At 60.3% G+C, this 19,780-nt stretch carries 18 protein-coding genes; 5 read left to right on the plus strand and 13 right to left on the minus strand.

Annotated elements, in window-relative coordinates; translation table 11 throughout:
- Positions 1–161: 161 nt before the first annotated feature.
- Positions 162–1,778, plus strand: coding sequence for a photosystem II high light acclimation radical SAM protein (locus tag KQ296_RS00820; protein WP_011932291.1), 1,617 nt, complete (start codon positions 162–164; stop codon positions 1,776–1,778).
- On the opposite strand, the gene KQ296_RS00825 is transcribed toward KQ296_RS00820, so the two are convergent.
- The 3 genes from KQ296_RS00825 to KQ296_RS00835 form a co-directional block, all read right to left on the minus strand.
- Entirely contained in the window at positions 1,742–2,500 is a 759-nt protein-coding gene (locus KQ296_RS00825; RefSeq protein ID WP_399239965.1) for a lysostaphin resistance A-like protein, read from the minus strand. The two genes, KQ296_RS00820 and KQ296_RS00825, sit on opposite strands and share 37 nt — an antisense overlap.
- Before the next feature lie 101 nt (positions 2,501–2,601).
- Entirely contained in the window at positions 2,602–2,922 is a 321-nt protein-coding gene (clpS, locus tag KQ296_RS00830) for an ATP-dependent Clp protease adapter ClpS (RefSeq protein ID WP_011932293.1), read from the minus strand.
- A 45-nt stretch (positions 2,923–2,967) separates the two neighbouring features.
- Positions 2,968–4,194, minus strand: a complete 1,227-nt coding sequence (locus tag KQ296_RS00835; RefSeq protein ID WP_041428752.1) for an LL-diaminopimelate aminotransferase — start codon at positions 4,192–4,194, stop codon at positions 2,968–2,970.
- Between the two features lie 62 nt (positions 4,195–4,256).
- Here KQ296_RS00835 and KQ296_RS00840 point away from each other — a divergent pair, with 62 nt between their 5' ends.
- From KQ296_RS00840 to KQ296_RS00850, 3 genes are all read left to right on the plus strand, one after another.
- Positions 4,257–6,893: a TIGR03960 family B12-binding radical SAM protein gene (locus KQ296_RS00840; protein ID WP_259726294.1), complete on the plus strand. Its 2,637-nt coding sequence runs from the start codon at positions 4,257–4,259 to the stop codon at positions 6,891–6,893.
- 248 nt (positions 6,894–7,141) lie between these two features.
- Entirely contained in the window at positions 7,142–9,082 is a 1,941-nt protein-coding gene (locus KQ296_RS00845) for an Rne/Rng family ribonuclease (RefSeq protein WP_011932296.1), read from the plus strand.
- The gene (locus KQ296_RS00850; protein ID WP_011932297.1) at positions 9,079–9,663 is read left to right on the plus strand and encodes a ribonuclease HII; all 585 of its coding nucleotides are present in this window, start codon (positions 9,079–9,081) and stop codon (positions 9,661–9,663) included. Before KQ296_RS00845 ends, KQ296_RS00850 begins: the two co-directional genes overlap by 4 nt.
- Here KQ296_RS00850 and KQ296_RS00855 read toward each other — a convergent pair.
- Complete coding sequence (locus tag KQ296_RS00855) at positions 9,625–10,194, minus strand: DUF1997 domain-containing protein (RefSeq protein WP_011932298.1); 570 nt, start codon at positions 10,192–10,194, stop codon at positions 9,625–9,627. The genes KQ296_RS00850 and KQ296_RS00855 overlap by 39 nt on opposite strands.
- Positions 10,195–10,245: 51 nt before the next feature.
- On the opposite strand from KQ296_RS00855, the gene pheA reads away from it, so the two are divergent.
- Positions 10,246–11,085: a prephenate dehydratase gene (gene pheA / locus KQ296_RS00860; RefSeq protein WP_041428342.1), complete on the plus strand. Its 840-nt coding sequence runs from the start codon at positions 10,246–10,248 to the stop codon at positions 11,083–11,085.
- On the opposite strand, the gene KQ296_RS00865 is transcribed toward pheA, so the two are convergent.
- From KQ296_RS00865 to KQ296_RS00905, 9 genes are all read right to left on the minus strand, one after another.
- Positions 11,061–12,026, minus strand: a complete 966-nt coding sequence (locus KQ296_RS00865; protein ID WP_011932300.1) for a methyltransferase domain-containing protein — start codon at positions 12,024–12,026, stop codon at positions 11,061–11,063. The two genes, pheA and KQ296_RS00865, sit on opposite strands and share 25 nt — an antisense overlap.
- Positions 12,026–12,688, minus strand: a complete 663-nt coding sequence (locus KQ296_RS00870; RefSeq protein ID WP_011932301.1) for an LON peptidase substrate-binding domain-containing protein — start codon at positions 12,686–12,688, stop codon at positions 12,026–12,028. Before KQ296_RS00870 ends, KQ296_RS00865 begins: the two co-directional genes overlap by 1 nt.
- A gap of 56 nt (positions 12,689–12,744) precedes the next feature.
- On the minus strand, positions 12,745–13,065 hold the full coding sequence (rpsJ, locus tag KQ296_RS00875; protein ID WP_011932302.1) for a 30S ribosomal protein S10: 321 nt from the start codon (positions 13,063–13,065) through the stop codon (positions 12,745–12,747).
- A 148-nt stretch (positions 13,066–13,213) separates the two neighbouring features.
- Positions 13,214–14,413 carry an elongation factor Tu gene (tuf, locus tag KQ296_RS00880; protein ID WP_011932303.1) on the minus strand — a complete coding sequence of 400 codons (1,200 nt, stop codon included), beginning with the start codon at positions 14,411–14,413 and terminating at the stop codon, positions 13,214–13,216.
- A 42-nt stretch (positions 14,414–14,455) separates the two neighbouring features.
- On the minus strand, positions 14,456–16,531 hold the full coding sequence (fusA, locus tag KQ296_RS00885) for an elongation factor G (protein WP_011932304.1): 2,076 nt from the start codon (positions 16,529–16,531) through the stop codon (positions 14,456–14,458).
- An 86-nt stretch (positions 16,532–16,617) separates the two neighbouring features.
- Positions 16,618–17,088 (minus strand): 30S ribosomal protein S7, encoded by a 471-nt coding sequence (rpsG, locus tag KQ296_RS00890; protein ID WP_011932305.1) that lies wholly within the window; start codon positions 17,086–17,088, stop codon positions 16,618–16,620.
- An 81-nt stretch (positions 17,089–17,169) separates the two neighbouring features.
- On the minus strand, positions 17,170–17,544 hold the full coding sequence (gene rpsL / locus KQ296_RS00895) for a 30S ribosomal protein S12 (protein WP_006042261.1): 375 nt from the start codon (positions 17,542–17,544) through the stop codon (positions 17,170–17,172).
- Between the two features lie 77 nt (positions 17,545–17,621).
- The gene (locus KQ296_RS00900; protein WP_011932306.1) at positions 17,622–17,948 is read right to left on the minus strand and encodes an AIR synthase; all 327 of its coding nucleotides are present in this window, start codon (positions 17,946–17,948) and stop codon (positions 17,622–17,624) included.
- A gap of 43 nt (positions 17,949–17,991) precedes the next feature.
- The gene (locus tag KQ296_RS00905; RefSeq protein ID WP_011932307.1) at positions 17,992–19,689 is read right to left on the minus strand and encodes a phosphodiester glycosidase family protein; all 1,698 of its coding nucleotides are present in this window, start codon (positions 19,687–19,689) and stop codon (positions 17,992–17,994) included.
- Positions 19,690–19,780 lie beyond the last annotated feature (91 nt).

Below are 19,780 nucleotides of genomic sequence, written 5' to 3' on the forward strand. Positions count from 1 at the left end.
AGAATGCTCCGAAGAGCGGTTACGGAAGGGCAGGATGCCCTGCCAACCAAGAGTGTAAAGCAACATTGCGGAAGTTATCCAGAGCTTTATGAAGTCGTTGTGAAGAAGCGTTGAGCTCCGCCCCGTCTCGACCCTTGGGGAGTGCTTGTTAGCGTCCAGCCATGGACGATTTCCCTCAGCAGTCAGCGCTTGCAGCCTCGGGCTCCGCCGCGGGAGAGCGCGTGTTGCTGGTGAGGCTTCCATGCAATCCCATTTTTCCGATCGGGCCGATTTACCTGGCGGACCATCTGCACAAGTGCTTCCCAGGGTTGCCCCAACGCATTCTCGATCTGGCTGCTCTGCCGGTTCTGGACGTGCACCGCGTTCTGCGGATCACGATCGATCAGTTTCAGCCCACTCTGCTGGTGTTTTCTTGGCGGGATATTCAGATCTATGCCCCGGTGGATGGACGCGGCGGTAACCCTCTCCAAAATTCATTTGAGGTGTTTTATTCGCGCAATCCCCTGAAACGCCTGCACGGTGCCTTCGGTGGACTGCGTTTGATGACCAGTCACTACGGAGAGCTGCGTCGCAATCAAGCGCTTGTGAAGCAAGGCCTGCATCGCGCGCGTCGCTATCAGCCTCAAGCCAGAGCCGTTCTTGGCGGTGGAGCTGTGAGTGTGTTTTACGAGCAGCTTGGCCGCTCCCTGCCGAAAGGAACCATCGTCTCCATCGGGGAAGGGGAACCTCTGCTGGAGAAGCTCCTCAACGGCCAGAGCCTGGATGGCGAACGTTGCTTCGTCGTCGGAGCGCCTCCACGTCCAGGCCTGATCCATGAACAGCCGGAGAGCCGCCCAAAAACGGCCTGCGATTACGACTACATCGCCTCGATCTGGCCCCAATTGGATTGGTATCTCGAGGGCGGTGATTTCTACGTTGGAGTCCAGACCAAGCGGGGCTGCCCTCACAACTGCTGCTACTGCGTGTACACGGTGGTGGAGGGCAAACAAGTCCGCCTCAATCCCGTAGACGAGGTGGTGAAGGAGATGCGCCAGCTCTATGACCGCGGCGTTCGCGGTTTCTGGTTCACCGATGCCCAGTTCATCCCGGCACGTCGCTACATCGAAGATGCCAAAGAGTTGCTGCGCGCGATCAAAGCCGAGGGACTCACGGACATTCGCTGGGCTGCTTACATCCGTGCCGACAACCTCGATCCCGAGTTGGCCCAACTCATGGTGGACACCGGCATGAGTTACTTCGAAATCGGCATCACATCAGGGTCTCAGGAGCTCGTGCGCAAAATGCGCATGGGCTACAACCTGCGCACGGTTCTCGACAGCTGCAGGATGCTGGCTGAGGCCGGTTTCAACGATCACGTGTCTGTGAATTACTCATTCAATGTGATTGATGAGCGCCCCGAAACCATTCGTCAAACCGTGGCTTACCACCGCGAGCTCGAGGCGATTTTTGGCGCCGACCGTGTGGAGCCAGCGATTTTCTTCATCGGTTTACAACCGCATACCCATCTCGAGCAATACGGATTCGACCAGGGATTGATCAAGCCCGGTTACAACCCGATGAGCATGATGCCGTGGACGGCCAGAAAGCTTCTCTGGAATCCAGAGCCCATGGGCAGCACGTTCGGTCGGGTGTGTTTGGAAGCCTTTGATGCGAACCCATCGGATTTTGGTCGAACGGTGATGGATCTGTTGGAACGGGATTACGGCACTTCAACCCTCAATGAAGCCCTGCGGGCTCCGGTTCAGGGGCGTGGTGCTTTAGCTAACGCCGTCAGCTGAAGAGCCAGCACAACGGTGAGAGCGGCGATTCCCACCAGGCCTCCCAGGGGATTGGGGTGGGCCCCTCCGGGGCCGATGAGCCACTGCGGTGCGCTTGGCGAAATCTGAAGCAAGCCTCCTTGAAGAGCGAACCATCCGCCGACAAGCCCGCCGTGCAAGCCGACGCATCCCCAGAGGGAACCGTCATTCAGTCGTCTCTGTACCGCTAAAACCAGGCCGAGCAGGGTGAGTCCCACGAGCAGGCCCAGCATGGGGAGAACATCGAGATTGAATCGGGTGTGCACCAAGCTGAAAATCACGGCCTGGGTCACAACGGCGGTGCGAGGCCTGGTGAACTGCGCGAGTTCTCCCCAGAGCCATCCTCGGAACAACAGCTCTTCGGCGAGTCCTACGCCGAAGCACAACGCCAGGGCATTGAGAGCATCCGCAGCGCTGAGTTCGCCGAGCCAGCGTCCCCAGGACCCGACGATGAGCGGCAGGCTGATCAAGGTGAGCAGTCCAACCGACTGAACGAGACCTGTCATCAGGCATCGCCCTGAGGACGGCCCCTGTCTGCGGCTGCGCAACCCCAGGATTCGCCAAGGCTGGCGACTGCTCCAGCGTTGCCTGACCCAGCTCGGAAGGATCACGACAAAAAGCACCAGGCTCAAGGCGGTGCCGATCAGGCTCAGCCTCGATGCTGTGGTCTCTGGGAGAACGAGCAGCAACGGCTGCGTCAGCATCCAACCCAGCCCATAAAGCGCAGGGATCAGCACAATGGTGGCGATCCAGCGCGGACGGGCTTGAAGCAGGCTTTTCCAGGTCTGGACGATGGACTTGACGATCAGTTCTCCGGTTCGATAGTGCTGGTGAGTCCCTTGCCCTTCAGGGTTTCGCAATAGAACTCCGCGGGCTCGAGGTCGCAAACGATCACCAGGCCCACGCCGGTGTTGTGCGCTTCGAGCATGACCGCCATGGCGTCTTGCTCGCTGAGCTGCGGGACCACTTGCCTGAGCGTGGAGACCACGTACTCCATGGAGTTCACAGGGTCGTTGTGGAGCAGCACCTTGTAGCGCGGCGATTGCTTGCGCACGCGCTCAGGGGCTTTCTCCAGCACAGCCGCTCCACCAGGGGTGCGGCTGGGGGTCTCCACGGCCATGACCATCGCGCTCAGATCCTGCAAATCTAAAGGGAATCCGAACACGTCTCCTCAGAGTGCCTTGATCCTGGCCATCGCTTCGTCCACGTTGGCCCGGCTGTTGAAGGCTGAAAGGCGGAAGTAGCCCTCACCTGCGGCACCAAACCCGCTGCCAGGGGTTCCCACCACATTGGCTTTGTTGAGCAAGTGGTCGAAGAAGCCCCAAGAGTCCATGCCATCAGGGGTCTTGATCCACACGTAGGGCGCGTGCTCGCCTCCGTAAATCGTGAGGCCTGCTGCACTGAGCTCGCGGCGGATGATGGCGGCGTTCTCCATGTAGAAGCTCACCAGACCCTTCACCTCAGCCTGGCCGGCTTCGGAATACACCGCTTCGGCACCGCGCTGGATGATGTAACTCACGCCGTTGAACTTGGTGCTTTGACGGCGGTTCCACAGACTCCAAAGCTCCACGGCCTCACCGTTGGCGGCCTTGCCCTTCAGCCCCTTTGGCACAACCGTGAAAGCGCAGCGCGTGCCCGTGAAACCAGCATTCTTGGAGAAAGAGCGGAATTCGATGGCGCAATCACGCGCTCCTTCAATCTCAAAAATCGAATGGGGCAGGCTGGGATCCTGAATAAAGGCTTCGTACGCCGCATCGAACAGGATCAGCGCATCGTTGGCACGGGCGTAATCCACCCAGGCCTTCAACTGTTCCTTGGTGGCAACGGCCCCGGTGGGATTGTTGGGAAAACAGAGGTAAATAAGATCCACAGGATCTGAGGGGATCTGGGCCGCAAAGCCGTTGTCGGCGCTGATCGGCAGGTAAGTCAGCCCTGCATAACGGCCTTCATCGCCCGCATCACCGGTTCGGCCGGCCATCACATTGCTGTCCACATACACCGGATACACGGGATCGGTGACAGCCACACGATTGCCTTCCCCCAGGATGTCGAGGATGTTGCTGCTATCGCATTTGGATCCGTCAGAGACGAAAATCTCTTCAGCACTGATGTCGCAGCCGCGGGCCTTGAAATCGTGGGTTGCGATCGCCTCACGCAGCCAGCCATAGCCCTGTTCAGGTCCATAGCCATGGAAGCCCTCAGCTGTTCCCATCGCATCGATGGCGGTTTTCATGGCGTCGCGGCAGGCCTGGGGCAGCGGCTCCGTCACATCGCCGATCCCAAGGCGGATCAGGGCGGCATCGGGATTGGCGGCACTGAAGGCTTTCACACGACGGCCAATCTCAGGAAAGAGATAGCCAGCCTTGAGCTTGAGGTAGTTGCCGTTGACCTGAACCACGGTGAAATCGATTTCTGCGGGCATCCTGCTACATACGATGCAGGAAGCCGGGTCGGGACGTCTTGACCGTCTCCCTGAATACAGAGCTCCAGGCAGTGCCGTTCGATGCGCTCGTGGATGCGGGCATCAACCGGCCCGCTCGCTATATCGGCCATGAGCTTGGGGTTGTTCCCCGGGACTGGACCGGAGCACAGGTCCGTTGGGCACTCACCTACCCCGAGGTTTACGAGGTCGGAGCCAGCAACCTCGGCCACATCATTCTCTATTCGATCCTCAATGCCGTTCCTGGCCAGGTGTGTGATCGGGCTTATTTGCCAGCATCCGACCTCGCGCAGCGCTTAACAGAGAAGGATCAGGCGTTGTTCGGGGTGGAGAGCCGCTGGCCTCTGAACAGCTTCGACATCCTTGGATTCAGCCTGAGTTACGAGCTTGGTGCCACCAACATCCTCGAGATGCTGGCCTTGTGTCATGTGCCGATCCGCGCGCACGACCGTGGAGACCTTCCCCTGAATGCTCCGGGCGCTCCGCCGCTGATTTTCGCCGGAGGGCCAACAGCCACGAGCAATCCGGAGCCCTATGCCCCGTTCTTCGATTTCATCGCCCTCGGCGATGGTGAGGAGCTCCTCCCCGAAATCGGATTGGTGGTGGCTCAGGCCAAGGCCGATGGACTGACCCGTTCTCAACTGCTGCGGGATCTGGCCCAGGTGCCCGGGGTCTACGTGCCATCTCTTTATGAAACGGGTGAGGACGGCATCACCCTGCAGCCGATTGATGCGGACCTGCCCCAGCGCCTCCTGCGCCGGGTGGCCACACCGATGCCCCACTACGCCATGGGCCTGGTCCCACACGTGGAGACGGTGCATGACCGACTCACGGTGGAAATTCGCCGCGGCTGCACCCGTGGCTGCCGTTTCTGTCAGCCGGGGATGCTCACACGCCCTGCACGGGATGTGGAGCCGGAAGCGGTGATTGAGGCAGTGGAAGCCGGAATGGAGCGCACCGGATACAGCGATTTTTCGCTGCTGTCTCTCAGCTGCAGCGACTACCTCGCCTTGCCGGCTGTGGGGGTCGAGCTGCGCAACCGCTTGGCCGACCGCAACGTCACGCTTCAGCTACCCAGCCAGCGGGTGGACCGCTTCGATGAGGACATCGCCCACATCCTTGGGGGCGCCAGGCAGGCCGGGCTCACCTTCGCCCCTGAGGCCGGGACCCAGCGGCTGCGCGACATCGTGAACAAGGGTCTGACCGATGAGGACCTGCTGCAGGGCATCCGCACAGCGATGCAGAACGGTTACCGCAAGGTGAAGCTCTATTTCATGATCGGGCTGCCGGGTGAGACCGATGCGGATGTGCTCGGCATCGCCGAAACCTGTCGGATGCTTCAGGACTGTTGCCGGGATCTCGGTCGCCTCAGTCTCAACATCACAATCAGCAACTTCACGCCCAAGCCGCACACGCCGTTCCAATGGCACAGCGTTTCCACGGAGGAGTTCCTGCGCCGTCAGCAGCTGCTGCGGGACGCCGGGCGCCGGTTGCGCGGGGTGCGATTCAATTTCACGGATGTTCGCCTCTCGGCCATGGAGGATTTCGTGGGCCGCGGAGACCGTCGCTTGGCACCGGTGATCGAAGCAGCCTGGCGTGCGGGGGCAGGAATGGATGCCTGGTTCGAAGCGCTTGATCGCACGTATGAGGCTTGGACCGGAGCCATCGCTGCAGCCGGGCTGGCGGGGCGCTACCGAGACATGGAGCTCGGGAGCTGGAGTGCGGTGGCTGCGCTTGAGCGGCACGATCTGCAGGCGTTCTGCCGTCAGCCACTTCCCTGGGATCACATCGACAGCGGAATCGAGAAGCAGTGGCTTGCCGATGATCTCCAGCAAGCGCTAGCCGCCACAGTTGTTCCTGACTGTTCCTTCGAGGGCTGCAGCAGCTGCGGGGTCTGTGGTCCTGATCTGGGGCACAACGTTGTGGTGCCGCCTCCATCGGTTCCTGAAGCGCGGCCTCAACGTGCTCCGGCCAGTGAGCGCATCTGCAGGATCCGTTTCCGCTTCAGCAAAACCGGTGCCATGGCTTTGTTGAGTCACCTCGACCTGGTGCGTCTGTTTGAGAGAGCACTGCGCCGATCAGGGCTGCCGGTGAGCTTCACGGGAGGATTCCATCCCCTGCCCCGCTTGCAGTTGGCACTGGCGCTTCCTCTTGGTGTCGAGGCCGAGGGTGAGTGGATGGATCTGGAATTCACTGAATCGGTGGACCCTCAAGTCGCTCAGGAGTCCTGGCAGGCCCGGTTGCCGCCTGGGCTGCGGCTCCTGTCTGCGGAAGAGGTTCCTGTCTCGTCTCCGAGCCTTTCCCAAAGGATTGTGTTCAGCCGCTGGTGCTTCACGTTGCGTGCGCAGTCCAGCGCCGATTGGGAGGGCGCGATCGCCCAGATGCTCGGCGCCGAAGAACTGATCTGGGAAGACACCGATAAGAAAGGACGACCTCGGCGTCGTGACGTCAGATCTTTGCTGAAGACCCTGCGCCTGATCTCTGGCGATGGTGCCGATGCAACCCTGTCAGCCAGGCTGGAGCTGATCGCTGCTGTGGATGAACAGGGGCGCAGTCTCAAACCCGCCCAGCTCTGCCATTGGCTGTCTGAGCGACTGGGGCAAGAGCTGGTGCTCTCGCAAGTGCGGCGAATGGAGTTGGGGCTCCGGCGGTGCTAAATTTCATTCAGAACGGCACATCAAGGGTTTACGCCACAGATCCGTTCCGGTCTTCTTGTCCAGATTCGTTGGTACGAGAGGTCCATCGCCTCTTGTTCAATCGCGTCTTCACGTCGATTGTTCTGAAAGGAGTGATTCACTCCGCATCATTTCAGCCTTCGGGCTTCTCTCTCCAATTCCCTTCCGTGCGGTGCGCTGTTCAGTCCACCGATCGGCTTCTGTCCTGACGGGCGTCGTCAGTTCTGTTTATGCCCCAGCAAATTGTCATCGCTGAACAGCTGCGCATCGCAGCGGTTCTGACTGATGACCGCGTCGATGAGCTGATCGTGGCCCAGGGCCGTTATCAGATTGGTGATGTTTACCTCGGCACGGTTGAAAATGTGCTGCCGGGTATTGATGCTGCGTTCGTCAATATCGGTGAAAGTGAAAAAAATGGTTTCATCCACGTCACCGATCTAGGTCCTCTCCGCCTCAAGAAAGGTGCTGCCGGCATCACTGAATTGCTCGAGCCTCGCCAAAAGGTGCTCGTGCAGGTGATGAAGGAGCCGACCGGCACCAAAGGTCCCAGGCTCACAGGAAATTTGGCCCTGCCAGGGCGGTACCTCGTGCTGCAGCCCAGTGGCCAGGGGGTGAACATCTCTCGGCGCATCAGTTCGGAAGGCGAGCGCAACCGCCTGCGTGCCCTTGGGGTGCTCGTCAAACCACCCGGCGCGGGTTTGCTGATTCGCACCGAAGCCGAAGAGGTGAGCGAAGAACTCCTGATCGATGATCTGGAGTCTCTGCTGCGTCAGTGGGAAGCCATCCAGAAGGCTGCAGAAACGGCCTCACCCCCGGTGCTTCTCAATCGCGATGAGGATTTCATCCACCGAATCCTGCGTGATCACACCGACCCAGAGCTCAGCCGCGTGGTTGTCGATGATCCAACCGCCGTCGAGAGAGTGAGTGGATTTCTCGGCGGGGATGGGGCGCACGTCAGTGTCGAAGCCCACAGCGAGCCCGATGAGCTCCTCGAGCATTTCAAGGTCAATGCAGCCATCCGCGATGCCCTGAAGCCCAGGGTTGATCTTCCGTCTGGCGGCTACGTGATCATCGAACCCACCGAGGCGCTCACGGTCATCGACGTGAACTCGGGTTCCTTCACCCGCTCGGCGAATGCCAGGGAAACGGTGCTTTGGACCAACTGTGAGGCAGCTGTTGAAATTGCACGGCAGCTCAAGCTGCGCAATATCGGTGGCGTGATCATCGTCGACTTCATCGACATGGATTCCCGTCGTGACCAGCTTCAGCTTCTGGAGCACTTCACCACGGCGATCCGTGACGATTCGGCCCGTCCCCAGATTGCCCAGCTCACCGAGTTGGGCCTGGTGGAGTTGACCCGCAAGCGCCAGGGTCAAAACATCTACGAATTGTTTGGCCGTGCCTGTCCCAGCTGTGGCGGTCTTGGCCACGTCGCTGTTCTGCCCGGTAAAGATCTGCTCCAGCCTCTTGCCACGGCGACGGGGCTGGTCCGGTCGGCTGCATCAGCGCGCGCTGATGCCTCTGGGGCCACGGAGTCAGCCAATGGCCGTCGTCGGCGAGGTGGCCGCGGACGGCCTCAGGTCAGTGCGGAGAGTCCGGTCCTCGAGGAAGGCTTGGAGCTCGGTGTGTCCGGAGAATCGTCCAGTGACGCCATCGAGCCAGCACCGGCGAATCGGCGCCAGGATCCTGAATTGGTGGCTGTTCCCATGGATGAGGAACAGGAAAAGGTGTATGGCTGGCTTGGTTTGAACCCTGTGCTGCTTCTCGACCCGCCGCCAGCCCAGGACAATCTTCTGGTTCGCGTGGTTCGCCCTGGGGAAGACGCGGACGCCGTTCTCGAAGAAGCCCGGCAGCAGATGGCAGCCTCATCAGGCCGGCGTCGGCGCCGCGGTGCTCGCGGTGGCCGGGGTGCTGGCAGCAAGAGCGGACAGGGTCCTGCTGGGGGCACGACAGCCGCCGATGCCGAGGTGCAGGCTCCGCCTCCCATGGAGTCGCCGCTGTTGGTTGAGATCACGCCCCTTGAGGTGGTTCCAGTCCCAGAGGCGTCCGCCTCTCCTCCTCCAGTGGAGGCCGAGCCCTCGCCCAGTGAGGCGCTGCACCAGTCCAGCAGCGAGGGAGCTGAAGAGCGGCCCGGCCGTCGTCGTCGGCGCTCATCGGCCACGGCAGGGTGACCGTCGGTGTCGATGAGGTGGGCCGGGGCTGTCTGTTCGGGCCAGTGTTTGCAGCAGCGGTCAGCCTCACGGGCGCGGCAGATGCTGAGCTCACAGCGCTGGGGCTGACCGACAGCAAGGCCCTGTCCGCCAAACGGCGGGCTGATCTCGTGCCCCACATCCAAGCGAAGGCTTCGGCCTGGGCTCTGGGCCAGGGATCAGCAAGGGAAATTGATGCCCATGGCATCCGGGTGGCCACGGAACTGGCCATGCTCAGGGCCCTACAGAAGTTGCCGATCCAGCCCGAACTTGTGCTTGTGGATGGCGTTCTGCCGTTGCGCCTCTGGCCAGGGGCTCAGCGCACGATTGTGCGCGGTGACAGCCAGGAGGCCTCGATCGCTGCTGCCAGCGTTTTGGCGAAAGTGGCCCGCGACGGGCTGATGTGCCGCTTGGCCGAACGCTTTCCTGAGTACGGCTTTGAACGTCACGCTGGCTATGGCACTGCACTGCACCGCCAGGCTCTGATCACGTCCGGCCCCACGGCATTGCATCGGAAGTCTTTTTTAACTCGGTTGTTCCCCAGGGATGATGGTCTGCGTTGATGGTGTGTTTTGGCCCTCTCGGGCATGTCGGCACCAGTCTTGAAAGTCGTTGACCAGTTGGCGGCCGACTCTGCCTTTGATCGTGATCAGGATGCCGTTGAGGATCGATTCACCCGTACTTTCTAAAACCCGCTTGGGAATCAGTCGCAGCAGCGGGGGCTGGCTGACATTCACAGCAAGCGTTGCCTCTCCCTGGAGCCCGCGATCCGTCGCTTCCAGCGATGCTTCGAGGGTGAGTTGGAAGTCATCCACCAGACCCACACCCTCAATCGTTGCATCTGTGGCCTTGATGCTGAGGACGCCTTCACTGAGTCCGACGGCTAAGGAAACGACCGGTCGCACCTGCAGTTGAAACACCTGGAGTGTGGTGACTGTGTAGGTGTAAGTCCCGTCTCCTGTTTTCGAAAGCTGCTGAGGATCGAGCAGAGCTTTGATCACGCGGTCCTGTTCCTGGAGGTAAGCCCTGAGGAGCGCGCTCTGGGCCACGACCGGAAGATCGAGCTTTTGACTGGCGTTGAAGGCCAGAGCCATGGACCTTCTGCTGACGCGGCATGATCCTATCGATGCAAGGGACGGTCATTCATGCCGATGCGCTTGGCCTTTCTGGGGCCCGAGGGAACCTACGGAGAACGGGCGGCAAGGGAGATGCTCACCCTTGAAGGCATCCCCGATGGAGAGCTGGTGGCCTGCACCGGATTGCGCGCGGTTGTGGAGCATGTGGCTGACGGCCGTTGCGATGGTGCTGTGGTTCCAGTTGAGAATTCAGTGGAGGGCGGGGTGACCGCCAGCCTCGATGCCCTCTGGTCGCATCGGGATCTCTCCATTCGCAGAGCCGTGGTGCTGCCGATTCGCCATGCCCTGCTCAGCAGCGGATCGCTGCAGGACATCAAGGAAGTACTGTCCCATCCTCAGGCCTTGGCGCAATGCAGCGGCTGGCTTGCCACCCATCTACCAGGAGCCTTGCAGCTCCCTACCAGCTCAACGGCTGAAGCCGCGCGCATGGTGCGAGGGAGCCGCTTCCGTGCAGCGATTGCTGATCGCGCCGTTGGCGAACGCCTGGAGTTGCAGCAGCTTGCCTTTCCTGTGAATGATGTGGCTGCGAACTGCACCCGCTTTCTCCTTCTCCAACGGGGCAAACGCTTGCGCGAGGGAGATGTGGCCAGCCTTGCCTTTTCGTTGCATCGCAATGCGCCTGGAGCGCTGATCGAGGCGCTCCAGGCCATTGCCGGGCTCGGACTGAACATGAGTCGGATCGAATCACGCCCCTCGAAGCGGGAGCTCGGTGAATATGTGTTCTTCGTGGATGTGGAGCTGCCCAAGGGAAAGGCTTCCGAGATTCTTGATGCACTCGAGGCCCACCTCCAACCGCTGTGTGAGCATCTGTCCCAGTTCGGTGCCTATCCGAGTTCTGATCTGACCTGATCGTTGGCGAGGCGAAACACACCGAATTGCATCATTCCCCGGGCAAAGGCCCAGCGCATCAACAACAGGGTTGGTGTTTCGCGCAACCCCTGAACGATGGCTGATGGACCGAGTCGCAGCACTGCTGCGGGGCGTCGCAGGCCTTCCAGAATCGAATCGTTCCAGGAGGGCAGCGTGGCTTGATTCCAATTGGCCACTGCGATCGGACCTTTGGAATAAGCACTGGTTTCCAGGTTGTGCTGCAGGCCACGGATGCTGGCGAACTCAGGGTGCGCCCATTGCGTGAGCAGCTGATGCATCACCCAACGTTCTCGACCGTTCAATGGGCCATCCACAGGATCCCGACGATTCCAATCCGCGACGGCCAGCAGTCCGCCAGGGCGGAGCATGCGCAGCAGTTCATCGGCGTAGCGCTGTTTGTCCGGCATGTGCGGACCGGCTTCCACACTCCAAACCGCATCAAACCCCCCATCGTCCAGTGCCAGATCAAGGGCATCCATCACGGCGAATCGGCAGGTCATTCCCTCCGGTGTGAGTTCGGTGGCCCGACGGATCTGTGCTGGGCTGATGCTCACTCCGAGAACGTCAAAGCCGTAATCCCTGGCAAGAATTCTGGCGCTGCCGCCGATGCCACAGCCCACATCCAGCACCTTCGCGCCAGGTGGTAACTGATCCAAACCACTCCAGCGCACCAATTCATGAACGAAATCAGCCTTGGCTCGCCGGAAATCCTTGCTGCGGGGGGGAGCCCCGTAGTGACCGAGATGCACATGCTCACCCCAGAGGGTTTCAAGAAGCCTGTCCTCCGTCCATGCGTCGTACGCCGAAGCCACACTCTCGCTTGAGAGGTAAGCGCGATTGCGGCGAGTCCACAGCGCGTAGGCACCAACGGCAGCGGCAGCGCCAATCGCTGCTGGTCCGAAAAAAGCAGGCAGGGGCATCAGTCGTTATCCGAATTGGAAGACGACAGGGTGTCGCGTAAGACAGTGCGAGCTGCGAGTTGACGGCGCGTCTCGTCCAGCATGCTGAACTCCTGTTCAAGCCTGCTGCGCGTGCTGGTGAGCTCTAGCAGTTCCTGTTGTTGATCGGCGACAGGTCCGCCCAGGTGGGCGCCAATCCAGAAGGACAGTTCTCTGGGAAGGTCGGGCAGATCTTCAGGCAGTGCAGTCGGAGAATCTGTGAGCTTGCCCGTGAGCTCGACGACATCTTTCAAGGCTGACGCCACCGACTCCTTCAAAGTGTGGAGCGACGCCATATCTTCAACCGGATCGTCCTCGATCCAACTGACCATGGCGGAACGGAACGGTGTGTCGCGGGTCACGTTCAGAACCCGAAAGCGCTGTTGGCCCAGCGTGACGATGTTGCTGCGTCCATCGTCACCGGTTTGATGCTGGATCACTTCGGCACAGCAGCCGATGGAAGCCATGCTCTGGCTGCGGGGATCCCAGCGGACGATACCGAAGCGTCTGTCAGTCTCCAGAACGCTTTGAAGCATCATCCGATAACGGGATTCAAAAATGTGCAACGGCAGCACATCACTCGGAAAGAGCACGACATCCGGCAGAGGGAAAAGAGGAAGTTCTCTGACGGACAGGTCAGCCACGCATGCATCAATCGGGCCATTGATCTTAGGAAGCTGACCGGTTGATCGAGCTGTCTTCAGAGCTTCACTTCGATATCAACGCCACTGGGCAGATCCAGTTTCATCAGGGCGTCGATGGTTTTTGCCGAAGGGCTGTAGATGTCGATGATGCGCCGATGGGTACGGGTCTCGAAGTGCTCGCGGGAATCCTTGTCCACGTGAGGAGAGCGCAGTACGCAGTAAATCTTGCGCTTGGTGGGCAGAGGGATGGGGCCGATGGCAGTCGCTGCCGTGGTGTCGGCCGTTTCAATAATCTTGTCGCAAGAGAGATCAAGCATGCGGCGGTCAAACGCCTTGAGACGGATGCGAATCTTCTGCTGAGCGATGGCAGTTGACATGAAGCGCTTTGGAATCTCCTGAGGAGATCACGAGAGGTGGATTGTCGAGGTGCAGTTCAGCTGGTGTGAAAACAAGCTGATGCCATTCAAAAAGATTAGGGGATGACCCGACCGCGGTCGGGTCATCCCCAAGGAGACGAGCTCTAGATCACTCGATGATCTTGGAAACCACGCCTGCACCGATGGTGCGGCCGCCTTCGCGGATGGCGAAACGCATTCCCTGTTCGATGGCCACCGGGCAGATCAGCTCGCCGGTCATCTTGATGCGGTCACCAGGCATCACCATTTCCACATCGCTGCCGTCGTCAGCAGTGAAGGCGGTGATCTGGCCGGTCACATCCGTTGTACGGATGTAGAACTGCGGGCGATAGCCAGCGAAGAACGGGGTGTGGCGACCACCCTCTTCCTTCTTCAGCACATACACCTCACCCTCAAACTTGGTGTGGGGGGTGATGGAGCCTGGCTTCACCAGCACCATGCCGCGCTCGATGTCTTCCTTCTGGATGCCGCGAAGCAGAAGGCCGACGTTGTCTCCGGCCATGCCCTCGTCGAGCAGTTTGCGGAACATCTCAACACCGGTGACGGTGGTCTTGCGGGTGTCTTTGATGCCGACGATTTCGATCTCTTCGCCAACTTTGACGATGCCGCGCTCGATACGACCCGTGGCCACGGTGCCACGACCGGTGATCGAGAAGACATCCTCGATCGCCATCAGGAAAGGCTTGTCAACCTCGCGCTCAGGCTCGGGGATGTTGGCATCGACAGCTTGCATGAGCTCATCGATCTTGGCTTCCCACTCGGCTTCTCCTTCGATGGCCTTCAGACCAGAGACCTGAACCACGGGGATGTCGTCGCCGGGGAAGTCATAGCTGGAGAGCAGTTCACGGATCTCCATCTCCACCAGTTCGATGATCTCTTCGTCATCGACCATGTCGCACTTGTTCAGTGCCACCACCAGCGCGGGAACGCCCACCTGCTTGGCCAGGAGGATGTGCTCCTTGGTCTGGGCCATGGGGCCGTCGGTTGCGGCACACACCAGGATTGCGCCGTCCATCTGGGCGGCACCGGTGATCATGTTCTTCACATAGTCCGCGTGACCGGGGCAGTCCACGTGGGCGTAGTGACGGGTGTCGGTTTCGTATTCGACGTGAGCGGTATTGATGGTGATGCCGCGCTCGCGCTCCTCTGGGGCGCCATCGATGTCGGCGTAATCCTGAACCTTGGCCTGACCTTTCTTGGCCAGCACATTGGTGATCGCGGCGGTGAGGGTGGTTTTGCCGTGGTCAACGTGGCCGATGGTGCCGATGTTGACGTGAGGCTTGTTCCTTTCAAACTTCTCGCGTGCCATTTTTGTAAAGAATCGAGGGTGTGGATTAGGGGAGTTTAGAGATCAGGAATTGCCCTGATTCTTGGAGATGATGGCCTCGGCCACGTTGCGAGGAACATCCTCGTAGTGGCTGAATTCCATCGAGAAAATACCCCGACCCTGGGTCATGGATCGGAGCTCGGTGGCGTAGCCGAACATCTCGGCCAGGGGCACCTTGGCCGAGACTTTTGACGTGCCATCGTCAATTGCCTGACCTTCAACCTGACCTCGACGGGAGGACAGGTCGCCGATGATCGAGCCGAGGAAATCCTCGGGGACCTCGACCTCGACCTTCATCATCGGTTCAAGAAGTACAGGGTTGCACTTCTTGACGGCATCTTTGAAGGCCATGGATCCGGCGATCTTGAAGGCCATTTCCGACGAGTCCACATCGTGGTAGGAACCGTCGATCATGGTGACTTTCACGTCGATCAGCGGATAACCGGCGATCACGCCTGATTCGCAGGTCTCTTTCATGCCCATTTCGGAGGGCTTGATGTATTCCTTGGGCACGACACCACCAACGATCTTGTTGATGAATTCGAATCCGGACTCCGGCTCACCGGGTTCCATTTCGATCACGACGTGACCATACTGACCCTTACCTCCGGTTTGCCTGGAGAATTTGCCTTCGCCGCGGGAGGAGGCGCGAATGGTTTCCCGGTAGGAGACCTGAGGAGCACCGATGTTGGCTTCGACTTTGAATTCCCGCAGCATGCGGTCCACAAGGATCTCCAAGTGGAGTTCTCCCATGCCGGCAATCACGGTCTGACCCGTTTCCTGATCCGTGTTCACACGGAAGGTGGGGTCTTCTTCGGCCAGAGCAACCAGGGCCTTGGAGAGTTTCTCCATATCACCTTTGGTTTTGGGCTCGACAGCCACGGAGATCACTGGCTCGGGAACGAACAGGGTCTCGAGCACGATGGGATCCTCGGCAGAGCAGAGGGTGTCTCCGGTTGTGGTGGCCTTCAGGCCCAGCACGGCTCCGAGATCGCCGGCGCGCAGTTCGTCAACCTCCTCCCGATCGTCAGCTTTGAGCACGACGAGGCGGGAGATGCGTTCCTTGGAGTCTTTCGTGGAGTTCAATACGTAGCTTCCCTTCGCAAGAACGCCGGAATACATCCGAACGAAGGTGAGCTTCCCGTAGGGATCAGCCATCACCTTGAAGGCGAGTGCGCTGAAGGGAGCCTTGTCATCAGAAGGACGAACCGCTTCCTCGCCGTTCGGCAGCACACCCTGGATGGGGGGCACATCGATCGGAGCCGGGAGGTAGTCGACAACGGCGTCAAGAACGAGCTGCACACCCTTGTTCTTGAAGGCGGAGCCGCACAGAACGGGGACCAAGCCGTGCTTGAGAACACCTTTACGGATGCCGGCTTTGAGCTCTTCAACGCTGAGTTCGCCTGTTTCGAGGAACTTTTCGATCAGCGCTTCGTCGGTTTCTGCAACGGCTTCCATGAGATAGGTGCGCCATTCGGCGACCTGATCCTTCATGTCGTCCGGAACATCCGTGACTTCGATGTTCTGGCCCAGATCATCCTTGTAGATGTGAGCCTTGTTCTCCACCAGATCGATAATGCCGCTCAGATCACCTTCGGCACCGATGGGCAGTTGGATCGGCGCTGCATTGGCTTTGAGGCGATCCTTGATCTGACCGTGAACTTTGAGGAAGTCCGCACCGGTGCGGTCCATCTTGTTCACGAACACCATCCGGGGAACGGAATAGCGATCGGCCTGACGCCAAACAGTTTCCGACTGTGGTTGAACGCCGCCAACAGCACAGAACACAGCGATCACACCATCGAGCACACGCATGGAGCGCTCCACCTCAATGGTGAAATCGACGTGCCCAGGGGTGTCGATGATGTTGATGCGGTGATCGTTCCAGCTTGTGGAGATAGCGGCCGCGGTGATGGTGATGCCACGTTCCCGTTCCTGGGCCATCCAGTCGGTCACGGCGGCGCCATCGTGCACCTCACCGATTTTGTGAACCACACCTGAATAAAACAGGATGCGTTCGGTGGTAGTGGTTTTGCCGGCATCAATGTGAGCGGCAATACCGATATTTCTGACGCGTTCCAGGGGAAAGGCGCGAGCCACAGGAAACTCCGGGGTGGGGCGTTAAAAGGCGGGTGAGACTCTACAGGTCAGCCCCCGGCCAATGAGGCCGTCAGGGCAACCTCAAATCAGTAGCGGTAGTGAGCGAAGGCTTTATTGGCTTCGGCCATCTTGTGCGTTTCTTCGCGCTTGCGAACAGCGCTGCCAGCCTCGTTGGCGGCATCCATCAGCTCACCGGCCAGCTTCTGGGCCATGCTGCGGCCGTTGCGCGCACGCGAGAAGCTCACCAGCCAGCGCAAGGCCATGGCGGTGCCCCGTTCCTGACGAACTTCCATCGGCACCTGGTAGGTGGCGCCACCCACGCGACGGGCGCGCACCTCCACGAGGGGCGTGGCGTTTTTGACAGCGGTTTCGAACAGTTCGATTGGGTCACCACCAGTGCGCTCGCCAATCAAGCTGAAGGCATCGGACAGGATGCGTTGCGCCGTGGACTTTTTGCCGTGCTTCATGAGCCTGGCGACAAGCATCGTGGCCAGGCGGTTGTTGAACTGAGGATCCGGGAGAACCGGACGCTTGACGGCGGCATTACGGCGTGACATGGACTGTCAGTGGGGGAGAACGATGAATGGTGGTGGGATTGAACGGGTGAGCAGGCGATCCAATCAATGGATCGCTCCACATCACTCCTTGGGCGTTTTGGCGCCGTACTTCGACCTGGACTGGCGGCGATCCTTCACGCCAGCTGTGTCGAGCGTTCCACGAATGATGTGGTAACGGACCCCTGGCAGGTCTTTGACACGGCCTCCGCGGATCAGCACAACCGAGTGCTCCTGAAGGTTGTGACCAATGCCACCGATGTAGGCCGTCACCTCGAAACCAGACGTGAGGCGTACACGCGCCACTTTGCGAAGAGCGGAATTCGGCTTCTTCGGAGTGGAGGTGTACACACGAGTGCACACACCACGGCGCTCAGGGCAGGACTTGAGCGCGGGTGATTTGGTCTTCGCTTTAGAGCTCTGGCGCTCGGTGCGGATCAGTTGCTGAATGGTTGGCATCGACGGTCGGTATGCGGCCGGGGACCCGACCTGGTTCGACAATCCACCACATTACCGGGTCGACCTCCCTGCTCTGTTCAGTGCCTGCTGAAAGCGCTGCCACAGGCGCAGCAGCGCACTTGATCACTGCTGAGAATCAGGAATCCACCGCCGCTGATGTCGCTTCGGTAGTCGAGGGTGAGCCCCTGAAGCAGTTCGATCTGGGGTTCAGGTGCATGGAGGGTGACACCGTCAGCCCTGGCCACCGGTCTCCCAGAAAGATGTCCAGGCTGAAGGCGGATCACGTGTTTTTCGCAGTGTCCGTGCTGAAGATCAAGGTGCATCAGCCCTGGCGTCCCTGCCACTGAAGCCTGGCGGCCGAGTTCGGCAGCAGCAGCTGCAGTGATCTGAAGGATTGCGCCCACCGTCTTGCTTCAACAGATCAATTCAGTGTCGCAGCTTTCCCCTTCAGGGTTGGATGAACCCCAACCCGTTCTGAACTCTCGGCGGCACCCCCCGACCTGTCATCACGGTTCGATTCGCGATGAGCATGGTGGTGGAGCTTCCACCATCGAGATTGAGAGCGTCGCTCAGGCCCAGTTGCTGTAGGGCCAGCGTGGTTTCCAGCAGCGTTGGATCGCCGCCGCTTTGCCCTTCAAGCGTCAGCATCCAGCGGTGCTTGGTGTCTTGTCCCACAACAGTTCGAGGGGCGGCCTGGCCCAGAAATCCTGGGCTGAATCCCTCCTGACGGCCGCGTAATACCACTCTCCCTTCCTTCAACAGCAAGGGGCCGCCCGCCATGACCTGACGGCGTTCTCCCACCGGGCTCGACACCTTCAAGCGAATCTCGGCTTCGTCGCCGGGCTTGGCGGGGAGGGGCGCTCTGGCACGAGCGACGATGAGGGATGCCCCTCGGGGAATCGGCACGCCTCGAGCCAGTTCAGCCTGCGAAAACTGATCGGAGACGCGCCCCTCGCGGACCAGGATCGCCTGTTCCTCTCCGCTGAGAGAGCGGTACGTGGGGCCCCAGGCCCGGGTGTACCGGCTCAACCCCCGCTGCACGTAGCCGCTGTTCAGAAATCCAAGTCCCCACCGACGTCCACCGTTCACGCGCAGTTCCTGATCGAGGCGAAGACGGTCGAACAGAAGCGGGCCCGGACCATCCCAGCCCACCGCTCCACGGTTGAGGATCGGACCTGAAAGCCAGACTCCGTCGAGGCGCACGGCTCCAAGGGGGAGTTGACGCACGCGATTGAAAAATCCGCCGTTGATGGCGACCAGGGCCTTCGCAGGTTGGGCGAGTTGGTTGAGAAACCGCAGCCCGGTCTGCGCTCTGATCGGAGCCAGTGGACGCAGCAGCAAGCTCTCGTTGCCCAAAGGCCAACCAGCGCGGTAAATCCTCAGAGGCTTGACCCCAACCTGCACCGTCCGACTGTCGAGGATCAGCCCTTGGCGAATGGCGTTCTGGATCTCGGGGGAGAAGCGCGCTGCCTGAAACGGCGAGGTGCGAGCCCTCGTTTTGGAGACCGATCGGCGCTGGGTCCCGTCCATGACGATGCGCCAGGGGGATTTGAGCGTGAAAAAGTCGAGGTCACCGCCTTGGCTCGTCAGTCGCAGGATGCTTTGGCGCGCCTGTGGGGAGAGGCCCAACCGGCGCAGCCGATTGTTTTGGGATCGGTTGCTCGTTACACCCAACACCAACCCCTGCTGATCGCGTTGGACCAGAGCCGGCGCTGAAAGGTCGAGCACCACGCGACCCGCCGTGCTCCCCCGGCCCTGACGGATCGACACGATCCGCGCTGATGGCAGCGACAGTTCGAGGGTTGTCTCCCGCCGCTGCACCGAAACGTTGATGGCGCGCATCCAGGGCAAGGCATCCACCGCCACCTCGTCCTTCAAGGTGCGTGTCTCGAGATCAGTCAAACGCCGATCACGCCCGAACCATTCCAGCTGCTCACCCGCGGCCGTTGTTGTTCTGCGGAATCCAAGGCGACCCGTCAGGACGTCTAGGGGCAGCCAGAGTTGATCGGAGGATCCTCCCTTGCCTGTGATCCAAAGCCAGGCGCTTTTTTGCGAGATCTCTCCAATCCTGATTGTGCTGCCGATGCTCTGACCGGCTTGTCGCACTTCAGCGACGGGAGCAGGGGGGGGAGGCGGTAACGGCATGAACTTGACGCTAGCCGGGCTGATCAATCCTTAGGATTCGAGATTGTCCCGCCATGGATCGCTGATTCCAGGGGCGGTGTATGTCTGAATC

The sequence above is a fragment of the Synechococcus sp. CS-197 genome (assembly GCF_025128215.1).
Taxonomy (GTDB): Bacteria; Cyanobacteriota; Cyanobacteriia; order PCC-6307; family Cyanobiaceae; genus Synechococcus_C.